Origin of the sequence: Embleya scabrispora (genome assembly GCF_002024165.1) — a bacterium.
GTDB classification, from domain to species: domain Bacteria; phylum Actinomycetota; class Actinomycetes; order Streptomycetales; family Streptomycetaceae; genus Embleya; species Embleya scabrispora_A.
Genome location: NZ_MWQN01000004.1, coordinates 369158 through 384711 on the forward strand (window position 1 = coordinate 369158; position 15554 = coordinate 384711).

General features: G+C 70.7%; 6 protein-coding genes and 1 pseudogene. 6 read left to right on the top strand and 1 reads right to left on the bottom strand.

Annotation, left to right across the window (positions count from 1 at the left end; translation table 11 throughout):
* Positions 1-134 precede the first annotated feature (134 nt).
* A pseudogene (locus B4N89_RS52285) lies at positions 135-8921 on the bottom strand (AMP-binding protein); the annotation flags it as partial.
* Between B4N89_RS52285 and B4N89_RS42160 the strand changes: the two are divergent.
* The 6 genes from B4N89_RS42160 (at position 8866) to B4N89_RS42185 (ending at position 15511) form a co-directional block, all read left to right on the top strand.
* Entirely contained in the window at positions 8866-10119 is a 1254-nt protein-coding gene (locus B4N89_RS42160; protein ID WP_078982374.1) for a LeuA family protein, read from the top strand. The pseudogene B4N89_RS52285 and the gene B4N89_RS42160 overlap by 56 nt on opposite strands.
* Positions 10103-12088, top strand: coding sequence for an aconitase family protein (locus B4N89_RS42165; protein WP_078981918.1), 1986 nt, complete (start codon positions 10103-10105; stop codon positions 12086-12088). The genes B4N89_RS42160 and B4N89_RS42165 overlap by 17 nt, the downstream gene beginning before the upstream one ends.
* Positions 12085-13137: an isocitrate/isopropylmalate family dehydrogenase gene (locus B4N89_RS42170; RefSeq protein ID WP_078981919.1), complete on the top strand. Its 1053-nt coding sequence runs from the start codon at positions 12085-12087 to the stop codon at positions 13135-13137. The genes B4N89_RS42165 and B4N89_RS42170 overlap by 4 nt, the downstream gene beginning before the upstream one ends.
* A gap of 217 nt (positions 13138-13354) precedes the next feature.
* Entirely contained in the window at positions 13355-13813 is a 459-nt protein-coding gene (locus B4N89_RS42175; RefSeq protein WP_078981920.1) for a hypothetical protein, read from the top strand.
* A 362-nt stretch (positions 13814-14175) separates the two neighbouring features.
* Positions 14176-14625 carry a papain-like cysteine protease family protein gene (locus B4N89_RS42180; protein ID WP_235619302.1) on the top strand — a complete coding sequence of 150 codons (450 nt, stop codon included), beginning with the start codon at positions 14176-14178 and terminating at the stop codon, positions 14623-14625.
* Between the two features lie 10 nt (positions 14626-14635).
* On the top strand, positions 14636-15511 hold the full coding sequence (locus B4N89_RS42185; protein WP_078981922.1) for a hypothetical protein: 876 nt from the start codon (positions 14636-14638) through the stop codon (positions 15509-15511).
* The last annotated feature ends 43 nt before the right edge of the window (positions 15512-15554 follow it).

A 15554-nucleotide genomic window follows, 5' to 3' on the forward strand; every position in this document is an offset into this window, starting at 1 on the left:
CGACCCGGTGAGCCGGGCGGTCAGGGTGCGCTCGGCCGCCCAGGCGAGCACGTCGTGCGGGTCCAGGGCCGCGCCGACGGCGTCCGTGCGCCCGGCAGCGGGGTCGGTCGCGCTCCCGGCCGTGGGACCGGTCAGCCCCAACTCCGCCGCCAACGCCGCCTCACCGGCGAGCCGGGCGTTGGGGATGCCCGTGACGACCAGCGCACCCTCGTCCTCGCGCGTGTGCCACAGCCGGTCCAGGTCGTCCGGGCCCACCGCCTCCGGGCCCCACGACACGCGCGGAGCGTCGTCGAGGACGAGGACGCCCGCGGGGAGATCCGGGCACAGGACGACGTCGTAGCGGTGCCGGGTGAGTTCGTTGTGGACGCGGCCGGCCTTGAGCCCGACGTCCACGCTCGCGACGCCGTGCCGCCGGGCCCAACGCAGGAACCACTCGGGGTCCAGGGCCAGTTCCGGTTCCAGCAGGACCGCGCGCCGTACCGCGGTGCGGGCCGCCGCCGGGGAGTCGTCCGGACGCCGGGCGCGGTGCGTTCCGGCGCGGAACAGCCACAGCGTGGCCGCGTTGCGCACGTCGCCGACGAAGAGCCGTCCGCCGGGTGCGAGCAGCGGCAGGGCCCGGGCGAGCACCCGGTCCAGGTAGTCGGCGTCGGGGAAGTACTGTGCGACGGAGTTGAGTACGACGACGTCGAAGCGGCCGTTCGGCAGGCCGGTCACGTCGTCGGCCGCCTGCCGGCGCAGGGTGCACCGATCGGCGTACCCGGCCTGCTCCACCTCGCCGGTGAGTCGTGCGATGACCTCGGCGGACAGGTCGGTGCCCCAGTACTCGGCGACCCGATCGACGATCGACGACATCAACAGGCCGGAGCCCACCCCGAGTTCGAGCACCCGGCGCGGCTCACCCGCGATGATCCGGTCCACCGTCGCGGCCCGCCACTCCCGCATGTCGGACGGCGGGATCGGCCGGCCCGTGTAGCTGGAGTCCCAGCCCGAGAAGTCCTGCCCCCACGGGGCGCGCGCGTTGGCGTAGATCCGGTCGTAGATCTGCTCCCAGCCTTCGATGCGCTGTACCTCGTCGACGGCGGGGGGAAGGTCGGCGCCGGGCACCACGTATCCGGCCAGGCGGCGCTCGCCGGTCCGGTCGGCGACGATCGTCACGGCGGACTGCGCGACGCCGGGGTGCGCGCTCAGCGCGGCCTCGACCTCCCCCGGTTCGACGCGGAAGCCGTTGATCTTCACCTGGGAGTCGGCGCGGCCACGGAAGTGCAGCCGCCCGTCGGGGGTGCGCACGACGATGTCGCCGGTACGGTACATGCGCTCCCCCGCGGGCCCGAACGGGCAGGCCACGAAGGACCGGGCGGACCGGGCGGCGCGCCCGAGGTAGCCGCGCGCCAGGCCGGCGCCCGCGAGATACAGCTCGCCGGGGACCGAGTGCGGGACGGGTCGAAGGGCCGTGTCCAGGACGTAGGCGCGGGTGTTGCCCCTCGGCCGGCCGATGGGCAGCGTGTCCGGCACGCCCGCGACGGCGGGGACGGGGTGGTGGACGCAGAAGCTGGTGGTCTCGGTGGGTCCGTACGCGTTGGAGATCCGGATGCCGGGGCAGGCGGCGAGGACCCGGGCCACGGCGGTCGGGGACAGTACGTCGCCGCCGACCAGAATCTCGCGCAGGCCCGCGAAGCTCTCCGGCTCGCTCTCGGCCACCGCCTTGAACAGCCCCGCCGTGAAGCACGCGAGCGTCACCCCCCGAGCGGCGACGAGAGCGGCGAGCGTGGTGGTGTCCAGGGGCCCGGCGGGGCCAGGACTAGGGTGCCGCCGCGCAGCAGCGGGGTCCACAACTCGTAGGTGGAGGCGTCGAAGGCCTGCGCGCAGTGCATGAGGATCCGCTCGTGCGCGCCGTTCGCGAAGCGGCGGTCCAGGGCGAGGCTCGCCACGGCGCGGTGCGTGGCGGCGACGCCTTTCGGGGTGCCGGTGGAGCCGGAGGTGTACATGACGTACGCCAGTTGGTCGGGGTGGTGCCGCCACCGCGGGACACGATCGGTGGACCGCGCGATCTCCTGCTCGACGGCCGGCTCGTCGACGACCAGCAACGGGCGGTTGTCGCACGGGAGTTTCGCGGCGATCCGGGTGTCGGTGAGGACGAGGGCGGGGGCGGCGTCGCGCAGCATGAACGTGAGCCGTTCGGCCGGGTAGTCCGGGTCGAGGGGCACATAGGCGCCCCCGGCCTTGAGGATCGCGAGTGTGGCGACGATCAGGTCGGCCGAACGCGGCAGCGCCAGCCCGACCGGCGTGTCCGGACCCACCCCTCGTGCGGCGACGACTTGGGCGAGCCGGTTGGCGCGGGTCTCCAACTCGGCGTAGGTGAGCTGCCGTTCGCCGTCGACGACGGCGACCGCGTCCGGGGTCTCGGCGGCCCGCTCGGCGAACAGTTCGTCGAGGGTGGTCTCCGGCAGTGCCGTCGCGGTGTCGTTCCACTCGGTCAGGAGTCGGTCGCGGACGGCGTCGGCGAGGACGTCGATCGCGCCGACCGGCGTGTCGAGGTCTTCGGTGAGACGGCGCAGGATCCTCGCGTACGCGGTGACGATGTCGGCCGCGCGCTCGCGGTCGAAGAGGTGGTTCTGGTACTGGATGGCCACCTTCAGGTGCGGTTCGGCGAGGGCGACGACCGCCATCGGGTAGTGGACACCGCTGAGCGGGCTCAGGCCGGTGATCCGCATCCCGGCGGCCGATGTCGCCTCGCTGATGGCCGCGCTGTCGACGGGGAACGACTCCAGGACGACCAGCGTGTCGAACAGGGTGCTCAGGCCGAGGTCCTGCTGGATGTCCAGGAGCCCGTGGTGCTGGTGGTCCAGCAGGGAGCCCTGTCGGCGGTGCAGGTCGGTCAGGATGTCGCGCAGCGTACGGCCGGGGGCGCAGTCGACGCGCACCGGTAGCGTGTTGATGAACAGGCCCACCATCGAGTCGATCTCGGGGAGTTCGGGCGGGCGTCCGGAGACGGTGCTACCGAAGACCACGTCCTGGCGGCCGGTCAGCCCGGCCAGGAGTACCGCCCAGGACCCCTGCAGCAGTGTGCCGGCGGTGACCCCCAGTGCGGCCGCGGTCCGGGCGAGGTCACGTGCCGCCCGCGGCGGCACGGGCACCTCGATCAGCCCGATCCCCGCACTGTGCCCGTCCGCGGGCGCGTCGGGGACCAGCAGGGTCGGCTCTTCGATCCCGGCCAGTTCCCCGGCCCAGGCGTCGGCCGCCGCGCGCCGATCCCGCCGCGCGAGCCAGGACAGGAAGTCGCGGTAGCCGCGCACCGGGGGCAGCGCCGTACCGTCGCCCGCTGCCGCGTACAGAAGCGGCAGTTCCTTCATCAGCAGTGGCACGGACCAGCCGTCGAACAGTATGTGATGGGCCGTCAGGACCAGTTCCCAGCGGTCCGCCGCCACCTTGACCAGGGAGAGCCGCAGCAGTGGTGGCACCGCCGGATCGAAGTACGCGGCGTGGTCGGCGGCCAGGAACCGCTTCAGCTCCTCGTCCCGGTGCGGTGCCTCCAGCGTGCTCAAGTCCAGGTGGCACCAGGGAAGTTCCACCTTTCGCGGCACTACTTGGCGCCACTCCCCCGACCTGTTCGCGGGGTACGCCGCGCCGAGGTTGGGATGCCTGTCGAGCAGGGCCTGCCCGGCCGCGCGCATGCGCTCCGGCTCCACCTCGCCGGACAGGTGGAAAATGAGCTGCATGTGGTATGCGTCGACGGACGCGCTGCCGGTGAGCATGGTGTGGAACAGCAGACCGGACTGCATCGGGGTCAACGGCCAGACGTCGAGCAGCCCTCCGTATCGCGCCTGCCAGCCGTCCAGTTCGGCCTGGTCGATGTCCACGAGAGCGGTGTCGGACGGGGTCGGCCCGCCCGCGTCGGGGCGGCTGCCGTGGTCGGCGAGTGCTTCCAGCGCCGTGCGCCACAGGTCCGTCACGTTTTGTACGTCACGGTGGGACAGCAGGTTCTCGGGGTAGCCGATCCTGGCTTCGAGGCGGGGGCCCTCGGGGAATTCGTCGACGTACGCGGTGATGTGCAACGAGGCGGGCGCGGGCAGGTCCGGCGCGGGCCCGGGGACGAGGCCCGTGGTGCCCGCGCTCGGTGTGAAGCCGAGGCCGTCGAGATCGTCGGACGTGTCCCCGACCGCGGCGGGCCGGCCCACGTAGGTGAAGGCGATCTGCCCGGTGGGGTGCGGGCGCAGGACTTCGCCGGTCTCGGGGTTGAGGTGGCGCAGCAGCCCGTATCCGATGCCGTTGTCCGGGATGCCCGCGAGCTGTTCCTTGACGGCCTTGACGGCGGCTCCGGCGGCCGCCCCGCCGGCGAGCGCTTCGTCCAGGTCGACCCCGCCCACGTCGAGGCGGACGGGGAACACGCTGGTGAGCCGGCCCACGGTGCGGGACAGGTCGGCGCCCGGCACGATCGCCTCCTCCCGGCCGTGGCCCTCGACCCGCACCAGGAGCGAGGTCTCGGCGATGCCCCGCCGCTTCCGCCACCGAGCCAGCGCCAGCGCGAGCGCGGTGAGCAGGCCGACGTCGACACCGCCGCGGAACGCGGTGGGCAGGGTGGTGAGCAGCGTCCGGGTGAGGGGTGCGGGCAGGTCCAGGTGTACGTACCGGACCGTGGACGTCACGTCGAGGGCCGGGTCGAAGGGGCGCGGGCCAAGGTCGGGGTCGGGTCCGGTGACCACGCGTCGCCACAGGGCGAGTTCGCCGGTGCGTCGGGGCGAAGTCGCCTCCTCGGCGAGGGCGTGCGCCCACCGACGTACCGAGGTGGCGATCTCGGCGAGGCGCGGAGTGCGGCCGTCGCGGACCTGCCGCCAGGCGGCGGCCAGATCCGGGAGCAGGATGCGCCGGGAGACGTCGTCGACGACGAGGTGGTGCAGGACGATGCTCAGCCTGCCGGCGATCGTCGGGCCCGCGTCGAACCACACGAACCGGATCATCACCCCGGCGGCCGGGGCCAACCCGTCGACAGCGTCGTCCAGTTCCCCGCGCGCCCGGTCGAACCAACCCTCGCCCCAAGCGCCGTCGACGGGGACCCGGCGGATGAGCCCCGCCACATCGACGGCGCCGGGCGGGGCCATGTCGAGCCCCGTCGCCTCTTCGCCGTTCACCAGGGTCGAGCGCAGGACGTCGTGCCGGTCGACGACCGCGGCCAGCGTCGCGACCAGACCGGCCTCGTCGATGCCGACGGGCAGATCGACGGTCGTCGTCATGGCGAACCGGTCGTCGCCGCCGCCCGCTTGCAGCACGTGGTGGGCCGCCGGGAGCAGCGGTGCGAAGCCGACACCTCCACCCGTCAACTCGGCGAGCACCGGCGTGTGCCGCACGTCGCCGGCCGCCTCGGCGAGTTCGGCCACGGTGCGGCATTCGAAGATCTGCCTGGGGGTGATCTCGATGCCCTGCGCCTTGGCTCGCGAGACGACCTGGATCGAGCGGATGCTGTCGCCGCCGACGGCGAAGAAGTCGTCTTCGACGCCGACCCGTTCCAGCCCGAGTACGTCCGCGTACACCGCGGCGAGCACCTCCTCGACGGGATTGCCCGGCGCGCGGTAGGCGCCGACGGTGAACTCGGGCTCGGGCAGGGCCTTGTGGTCCAGCTTGCCGTTCGGGGTCAGCGGGACCCGGTCGATCAGCACGAACTCCGACGGCACCATGAACTCGGGCAGCCTGGCGGCCACGAATCGGCGCAGCTCTCGCGGCGACACGGTCCCCACCAGGTCCACGTCCAGCTCGCCGAGGCCGGCCCCGCCGCCGAGGCCGGACGAGCCGGCGTCGGCACCGGCGCCGACGGGCACCGCGTAGCCCACCAGTTGCCGCTCACCGCTACGGTTGGCGCCGACGACGACCACGGCCTGTGCGACGCCCGGGTGTGCGGTCAGGGCGGCCTCGACCTCGCCGGGCTCGACGCGGATGCCGCGGATCTTGACCTGGGCGTCGGTGCGGCCCAGGTACTCCAGTCGACCGTCGGCGTTCCGGCGGGCAAGGTCGCCGGTACGGTACATGCGCCCACCGGGCGGCCCGTAGGGATCGGGTACGAAGCGCTCGGCGGTCGATCCGGGACGGTCGCGGTAACCGCGCGCGACGTTGCCCGCCACGTACAACTCGCCCGGAAAGCCGGGCGGTACGGGCGCCAGTCCGGGGCCGAGCACATAGGCGCGCATGTTGCCCAGCGGCACACCGATCGGAACGGTCACCGCTTCGGGCCGCTCCTCGCCGACGGTGTGGGTGGTGGCGTAGAAGGACTCGGTCTGGCCGTACGCGTTGACCACACGCACGCCGGGAATCGCCTCGCGTACGCGCCGTACGAGCGCGGCGGGCAGCGCCTCACCCGCCAAAACGACGGCGTCGGCCTGCAGACCGTCGCCGCACCGGTCCAGCAGCGCGGCCATGACGGACGGAACCGTGCTGATCACACCGCCTTTCCAGCCGCCGCGCTCGGCGATCGTCGGCACGTCCGGGACGACCTCGACCGTGCCTCCGGCGGCCAGGGTGGTGATCACCTCGAATACGGAGACGTCGAAGCCGATGGAGGTTCCCGCGAGCATACGGGTGCCCGCGTCGATGCCGATCGCGTCCTTCAGGCGCAGCACGCCGTTGACGATGTCGCGGTGGGTGAGGGTCACACCCTTGGGCGTACCGGTGGAGCCGGACGTGTACATCACGTACGCGGCGTTCGCGGGCCGTACCGGCGCCGGCTCCGGGCCCGGGGCCGCGCTCGTGAAGTCGACGTCCTCGAACAGCAGATGCGGGGTCCCGGTCCTCGGGAGGGCGCGAGCCGTGTCCGCGTCGGTGAGCACGAGCGCGGGCCGCGCGTCGGCCAGGATCAGGTCCAGGCGCGCGCCGGGGTACCCGGGGTCGATCGGCAGATAGGCGGCACCTGACTCGAGCACGGCCAGCATGCCCACGACCAGTTCGACCGAGCGTGGCAGCGCCAGCCCCACCAGGGTCTCCGGGCCGATGCCCCGGCCGGTCAGCTCCCGGGCGAGGCGGTGTGACCGCACCGCCAACTCGGCGTAGGTCACTCGACGATCCCCGAAGACCACCGCGACCGCGTCCGGATCCGCCGCCGTCCGGGCCCACAGTCGCGGAACGGTCACGTCGGGCAGCTCGACCGCCGTGTCGTCGGCGATGCCCGGCACCTGCTCTCGCGCACCCGGCCCCAGCAGGTCCAACGAGCCGATCGCGGCGTGCGGGTTGCGTGCCGTGCCGCTGATGCAGGCCACCAGGGTGTCGGCGAATCGACGCACGTCGTCCGCGCTGTACAAGGTGCTGTTGGCGTCCACCCGGATGTGCAGGCCGCTCCTGGCGTGGCCGTCGTAGTAGATGGCGAGGTGCAGGTCGTCGAAGGCGCCCCAGGAGAAACCGGATTGCCCGTACGCGGTCGCACCGGCGTAGTCGACCTCCGGGGTGACGAAGGGCAGGATGCTGAGGGTGACTCCGAAGGGACTGGCGACCGACCCCACGTCGGCTCTCCCGGCTCCGGAACGGATGTCGGAGACCTGGTGAGCGGAGTGCCGCCCGATCTGCCACAGCTCGCCGGAGATCGTGTGCGCGAAGTCCGGGAATCGTGTGGCCAACGGGGCGTGCACGCGGAAGGGCAGAGTGGTCGACTGCGAGCCGTAGAAGTCCCTCGCGGCCTTCGTGCGGCCGAGGGCCATCATCGAGAAGGTGAAGTCTTGGCGCCCGCCCACGTGCCGGAAGAAGACGGCGGCGGCGGCGGTCAGGAAGGCGGGCATCCGCGCGCCGATGGAGGCGGCGGCGTCGAACCACGCGTCCGTATCCCGGGTCGGCACCGCCAGTGTGTGGTGCAGCACCGTGGGGCGGCCGGCGCTGCGTTGTCCCGGCAGCCGTAGCGGTTCGGGTGCCTCGTCCAGACGCGTTCGCCAGAATTCGGCGTCCTTGGCGAACTGCGGAGAGTTCCGGTAGCGGAGGTCTTCCAGGCGGATCAGCTCCGGCCCGCCGTGGGAGCGCTCCGGTATCGGCGTGTCGTGCTTCAGGGCCCGGTAGCACTCCGCGATGCGGAGCGGCAGGAGTCGGGTCAGCGTGTAGCCGTCGGCGACGGTGTGGTGGGCGGCGAGGAACACCAGGTGGCGCGACTTCGACACGCGGGCGATCCCGGCCCGGAACAGGAGGTCGTGTTCCAGATCGAACGGCTCTCGCTCGATGGCCTCGGCCCATGCGTGGGCCGCCGATTCGGGGTCGGCGGCGGCGCTCGCGTCGTGGAAGGAGGGCGTCCAGGTGTCCGTGTCGCCCTCGCGGAGCACTTGCCGCAGCTCGTCTCCGAACCGGCGGAAGTTCACCCGTGCGGCGCTGTACTCGTGGAAGACGACGCGCAGCGCGGCGCGCAGCAGATCCAGGTCGACATCGCCTGCGACGATCCATCTGCACGCGGGGATGTTCGGCACATCCGGCGTGATCTTCTGAGCCAGCCACAGGCTCTCCTGCGCTTGTGAAACGCCAATGGAACGCACCGGATTCGGCTCCCTCGTAAAGACGCGTCGGGATGATTCCCCGAATTCGGAATCCCCCGTTCCGGAACTCGGCTCCACCGACCGGCCGATGGCCCCTGGGAACATGATGCGAGAAAGCGAATTCGACGCAACTCGGCGCGCGTCGCAAGTACGGCTTTCACCGTGGAATCTTTTGTCCTGTCGACGGGACCGGTCCGGGAAAGCGGATGCGATCCGTCCGCATGATGTCCCGCGGCGAAATTGCCGGTGCGTCCCGAACCATTGATTCCCGGGATGGGAGTACCGGATTCTGTCGAGGTGCATACTCCGGCGCCCTTGGTGTCCACCCCGGTCCCGCCAAAGATCCCATTCCATCGAAAAGGAGGTCGAATTGAACGGCATGACCGGCCGGAGCGTGTTTCCGAGCCCTGACATCTGGTTCAACTGGAACACCATGGTCGTGGACGCCGCCCCACACCCTACGGCGTACTCCGGAACGTTCTTCGACGAAACCCTCCGCGATGGAATCCAGGCACCCCACATCAGGAATCCCGCACCGGCTCAAAAGCGGGCCCTGATCGACCACATGGCTCGCGCCGGGGTGCGATCCGCCGACCTGGGTTTCCCCGGGGCCGACCCGGAGGCACTGCGTGAGTGCGTGGCTCTGGCCCGGCACATCATCGCTTCCGGACACCCGATCGTCCCGGGCTACGCCGGCCGCACCCACCCCGCGGACATCGCCGCGATCCGTGAGATCGCGGCGCGGGCCGAGACCCCGGTGGACGCCTACGTCTTCGTCGGCGTGAGCCCCATCCGGCAGTACGTCGAGGACTGGAGCATCGCCGGCATCCAGCGCAACATCGTCGATTCGGCCGCGGCCTGCCTCGACGACGAGGTCGACTTCGTCCTGGTCCTGGAGGACGCGGTGCGGTGCACCCCGGAGGTCCTCGGACAGGTCTACGACGCCGCGATCGATTCCGGAGTGAGCCGGCTGACCCTGTGCGACACCGTCGGAGCGGCCCGCCCGGAGGGTACGGCCGCGCTGCTCCACTGGACCTCCCGGTACTTCCGGAACCGGCGGCAGTCCGTCGACCTGGAATGGCACGGTCACAACGACCGGGGGCTCGCCCTGGCCAACTCCCTGACGGCGCTGGCCCTGGGCTGCGCCCGGGTGCACGGCACGATCCTGGGAATCGGGGAGCGCGCCGGGAACGCCTCCCTGGACCAGCTCATCGTCAACAGCCATCTCGACGGACACGGAACATACGACCTGAAGGCGCTCCGACAGTACGGCGAGTACGCGGCGGACGTACTCCACGTGGACATCCCGCAGAACTACCCCGCGCTGGGCCGGGACGTCTTCAAGACCAGCGCCGGGGTCCACGCCTCCGCGATCCTCAAGGCGCACCGCAAGGGCGACACGCTCGTCAAGGACAGCGTGTACTCCAGCGTCCCGGCCGGCTACCTGGGCCGCGAACAGGAAGTGCTGATCGATCGGGCGTCGGGCACCAACAACGTTCGCTACTGGTTGACCGTTCACGGCTACGACAGCACCGACGCGTCCCTGCTCAAGAAGATCCTGGACGGCTCCAGGGCTCATCCGGGTCCCCTCACCGACGAACAGATAGGGCGGATCATTGCGACAGCGGAGTGAGCCCCGAGACGACGGGTCCAAGGAGCGCCGGATCCGCCTGCGCGGCAACGTCCTCGTCCTGACCGAGGACACCGACCTGGTGGCCGCCCAGTTGTCGGGGGGTGCGGCGCCCGGCGTCGCCGAACTTCTGCGCGCGCCGCTCATGGACAACATCTCCACCGACGAGATCATCCCGGGCTGGTGCTGCTACTGGTACGACGAGAAGCTCGGTGACTACGCCTACCTGGGGCTGCGGGACGAGAAGGTCGCCGAGGGGGCCCTGAAGTCCCTCGCGCCCCGGATCATCGTCAGCGGCGAGGCGAAGGGCTGCGGCTCCTCCCGGGAACACGCCGTCTATGCCGAGAAGTACGCCGGCGTCGAAGTCGTCTTCGCCCGGTCCTTCGAGCGCATCTACGAGCAGAACTGCCGCAACGTCGGCATCGTCACCTGCACCGACTTCGACCTGCTGGAGTCGCTCCTCGACGGCGAGGAACTGCCGCTCGCGGCGTTCACCCGACGTGCCAACGGCATCGAGCGCGCCATCGTCGACCTCGGGGGCCTGTTCGGCTTCAATCGCCAAGGCTCGGGCCTGACCTCCGACTTCGACCCCGCCCGCCCATTGAACATCGTGGAGAAGATCCTGCAGCGCGCCCTGTCACCGCGCAACCCGCTCCCCGCGAACGCCTCGGTGCGCGTCGGCGAGTCGTACTTCGTCACCACGGACGTCCGGTTCTCGCACGAGTACGTCACCCCCATGGCCGCGGGCATGTTCACGCGACAGTTCGGACCGCACGCCCGGCTCGAACAGCCCGACACCTGCTACTTCTTCCAGGACCACCTCTCCCTGGCCGCCCCGGTCCTGAAGCGCCGGGACAACGGTGACCGGCTCATCGCCCGGGTCGAGGATCTCGGGCTCCGGCAACGGGAGTTCGCGGAACTCGGTGGTGGACACCTCATCGGCCCCCGCGAGGGGGGCGGCAGCCGGGCGATCTGTCACAACCACATCCTGGAGCACGTCGCCCGCCCGGGGGACGTGATCATCGGTACCGACAGTCACACCTGCACGGGCGGCGCCGTCGGCGCCCTGGCCTTCGGGGTCGGCGCCACCGACATCGCCAACGCCTGGTACAACCGCGAGACCCTGGTGAAGGTGCCGGCCGTCGTCCGCGTCGAACTCGACGGCGCGCTGCGCCCGGGCGTCTGCGCCAAGGACGTCATGCTCGGCCTGCTGGTCCACCCCGGGATCGAGGGGAGTCGGACCCTGGGCAAGGTTCTGCTGTTCACCGGCTCCGGCGTGGGGTCGATCAGCGTGGACGAACGCGCCACCCTGTGCAACATGGCGGTGGAGGCGGGGGGCATGACCGCGTTGTTCGAAGCCGACGACGTCACTCACGCCCACCTGGCCCGCCGCACTCCGCCGGCTCCCGTCGGCGCCGTACCGACCTCGGACCCCGGTGCGCGGTACGACTCCACCGTCACCGTGGACCTGGGCTCGGTCCAACCCATGGTGGCCCTGCCGGGAAACCCGCGCAACGCCGTCCCGCTCGCCTCGGTGCGCGAGGACGTCCGCGTCGACAAGGTGTACGGCGGTTCCTGCACCGGCGGCAAGGCCGAGGACATGGACATGTACGCCGCAGTCTTCGAACTCGCCCGCGACCAGGGACGATCGGTCCCCGCCGAGGTCCGGGCGTACATCCAGGTCGGCAGCGAGGCAGTGCTCGACCACGCCGCCGAACGCGGCTATCTGGACCTCTTCGAGCAGGTCGGCGTCACCGTCCTGCCGCCCTCGTGCGGCGCCTGCATCAACGCCGGGCCGGGTGTCTCGGAGCGGCCCGACGAAGTCACCGTCAGCGCTCAGAACCGCAACTTCCCCGGCCGGTCCGGACCCGGCCGGGTCTATCTGGCCTCCCCGTACGTGGTCGCGGCGAGCGCCATCGCGGGACGGCTCAGCTCCGTGGAGGACATGCTCGCCACCGGAGCGCGGACATGAGGATCGCCGTGATTCCCGGCGACGGAATCGGCGGCGAAGTCGTCCCGGCCGTCCTGCCCGCGCTCGAACTCCTCGGCGACCACTTCGGGTTGGGGCTCTCGTACCGAATCTTCGACTGGGGCGCCGAGCGATGGCTGGCCGAGCGGGTCGGCCTGCCGCCCGACGCGCTCGACCTGCTCGCCTCCGACTACCCCGCCATTCTCCTCGGAGCCCTGGGCGACCCCAGGATCCCCGACATGGCACATGGTCGCGACATTTTGCTGGGCCTTCGTCGAGGCCTCGACCTGTACGTCAACTACCGACCCTTCACCCCTCGCGGCGGCGACCGGACAATCGCCCTGTTCCGGGAGAACACCCAGGGCCTGTACGCCGGAGTCGGCGGCACCGTCTCACACGGCAGGCACCCGGCCGTGGCCATCGACGAATGCGTATACACCCGGGAGACCGTGGAGAAGTTTCTGCGCTACTGCCTGCGCACCCTGAGCGAGAGCGGTCGCGAACGGGTCACCCTGGTGCACAAGAGCAACGCCGTCCCCCACACGGGTCGCCTCTGGCAAGGGGTCTTCCGTGCCGAACTCGCCGGTTTTCCCGGGCTGGTGGGCAGTGAGGAGTACGTCGACTCCTTCTGCTACCACCTGGTGCGCGACCCCTCGCCCTACGAGGGCATCGTCGCCTCCAATCTCTTCGGCGACATCGTCAGCGACATCGGCGCGGCCCTGATGGGCGGACTCGGGCTGGCCGCCAGTGCGAGCGTGTGCCCGGAGACCGGCTGCGCCCTGTTCGAGCCGGTACACGGAAGCGCGCCCGACATCGCGGGCCGGGGCATCGCCAATCCGTATGCCGCGGCGACAGCGGTCGCCCTCATGCTCGACCACCTCGGCCATCCCCGGGCAGCGGCCCCGCTGCGCCGGGCGCTGGCCGCCGCGGCGCGAACCGACTCCGCCACCCCGGACCTGGGCGGTCACGGCACCACCGGCACCTTCATGGCGGACGTCATGAAACGGCTGGAAAAGGATCTCGCCGACGACAGGCCCGAACCCCGAACCTGAACCGCGCCCCCGGCGCCGCGACTTCGCGTCGACTCGTCGGCGAGAACCCACGCCCGGTCCTCCTCCGACCACCACACCCCGGCCGGGTATCGGCGCGCCGCGCGGCCATGCGAACCCCGGCGGGTCGCCCAACTCGAATGGCCCAACCAAGTGGTGCGTTGGTTTGCGTCTCCGGTCAAACTGATCCGGGGGGCCCACCGAAGGAGGAGAGTGCGCCATGTCGGACGCCGACCAGAAGATGATCGAAGCACTGATGGCGAAGAACAAGGAACTTCAGGACGAGAACAACCGGCTGAAGCAGCAGCAGGCCACGCAGAACCAGAACAGCCAGAATGGCCAGACGGCTCCCGCGGCCCATCCGCAGCCCACCAACCTCGAACTCTCGCAGGTGCGGGGCAAGCTCGGTCAGCTGATCGCCGGCAAGGCCCGTGCCCACCTCTCGGACGAGTACGGCGAGCCCATCCGAGGTCAAAGGGTCTTCTTCTTCGTCGCCGGCACCGACGTCGGTTCCGGCATCACCGACACCAACGGCGATGTGGTCGTGCAATCCAAGGCGTTCGCCGGGGACCCCCAGTCGTGGATCGGCGGGTTGGCCGACGGCTACACGGCCGACTTCCGAGGCACCAGGGAATGGGCGCCCTCACACGCCGATGCCCCCGCCGGGGTCTCCGCCTGAAACGACCGCCCCGGACCGACCCCCGAACGCAAGGTCCGAACACGCCCCGGGTGGCCTCGACTCCACGAGGCCACCCGGGGGCACCGTCGCATCCACGCCCGCGCCTCGGCTTCGCTCTTTATGCGATTACCGGGTAAATAGCCTATTCGAATGAAATTTCTGTAATACCCCTATGTGATGTCACCGTAACGCGATGTCATATCCATGCCAGATCGCCCCCGTTCGTCTCGTCACGGGAAGGCAGCAACATGGGCAGATTCAGGTACGGAATCGCGGTATCGGCCATCGTGCCGGTCGCCTTGGGTTTGTGTGCGACCGCAGGAGGCACCGCCCACGCGGAAGCGGGTCAGGACAATATCAACATGTACAAACAGGAGAAAACCCAGTGGTGCTGGGTCGCCTCCGGCCTGACCATCGCCAAGTTCCAGGGCCTCGGCTCCACGCAGACCGACTTCTGCGACCGCGCACAGCCCTACTACGGTTGCAACAACCAGCCCGCCACGCTCGACGACATGGCCAGGGGCTGGAACAGCCTGGGCATGAGTCACCCCGGCTCGGGCCTGAACAGCGCCGCCACGTTCAACCAGGTGTACACCGAGGTCAAGGCGGCCCGGCCGGTCGCGGCCCGTATCGGGTGGACCTCCGGTGGCGGCCACATGAACGTGGTCTACGGCTTCGACACGTCGCGCAACACGATCGCCGTGGGCGACCCATGGCCGGACACCGCCACGTACACGTGGTGGAACTACGCCGACTACGTCAGCAACAGTTCGTCGAAGTGGACGCACTCCCGCATCGGCATCTCCCGCTAAGGCAGGCGACATGCGCGACACCAGCGGCACCACAACGTCCCGCAAGCGGACCGGCTTTCGCCTCTCCCGCCTGACCGTCGTCCTCGCATCGAGCGCGTCCGTCCTGTTGTCCGTCGCCGGCCCGACCCGGGCGGCTCCGGCCAAGGACCCGCTCCCGGCCGACATCCCCGACTACCAGGCCGCCCTCGACGTGGTGAAGTCCACCGCCGTCCGCGACTCGGTCTGCCGCTTCCTGAGCACTCCGATCCCCGCCGGCGCCACCGGGACGGTGCAGACGATCCCCGACACACCCGAACCGTGCCAGGGCCTCCCGGCCTTCACGATCAAGGACCCGGTGGCACTGAACGAGATCACCCCCGGGTTCGTCGCGGGCACCGCCCCACCCCTGCCCACCGAGGCCGTCAAGCTGACAAACCTGCTCTCCTCGCTGAGCATCACCGTCAACGGCCGCACCGCCACCGTCATGCTCACCCCCACCCAGGGCGGCGGCTGGCACCTGGCAGCCATCCGCGACGGTGACACCGACGCCACCTACGCCGGCAGGGCAACCGTCGGCACCCTCGTCTTCACCGAACCGCAACTCCGAGCCTGGTACCAACTCAAGCTCACCACCGTCGAACCGCTCAACGACCAGGCCCGGCAGGGGCTGGACGGCCGGGCGTCGATGTCGCTCGGCGACTACCAGAAGCTGGTCAAGGCCCGTTACGCCGACAAACTGCCCGGCTCGGAGTACGACACGAAGGGGTACTCCAGCGGCTACAGCCCCCGGCACACGACGGACGAAGCGTCGACGTCCACCCCGCTGCTCGCCGGTTCCGGCGCGGCACTCGTCCTCGCGGGCGGAGCCGTCGTCTTCCACCGGCGCCGGCGCACGACCACCGGCTGAACCCGACCCCGCTCCCTCCTCCCCCGCTTCCGGCATCCCGGGT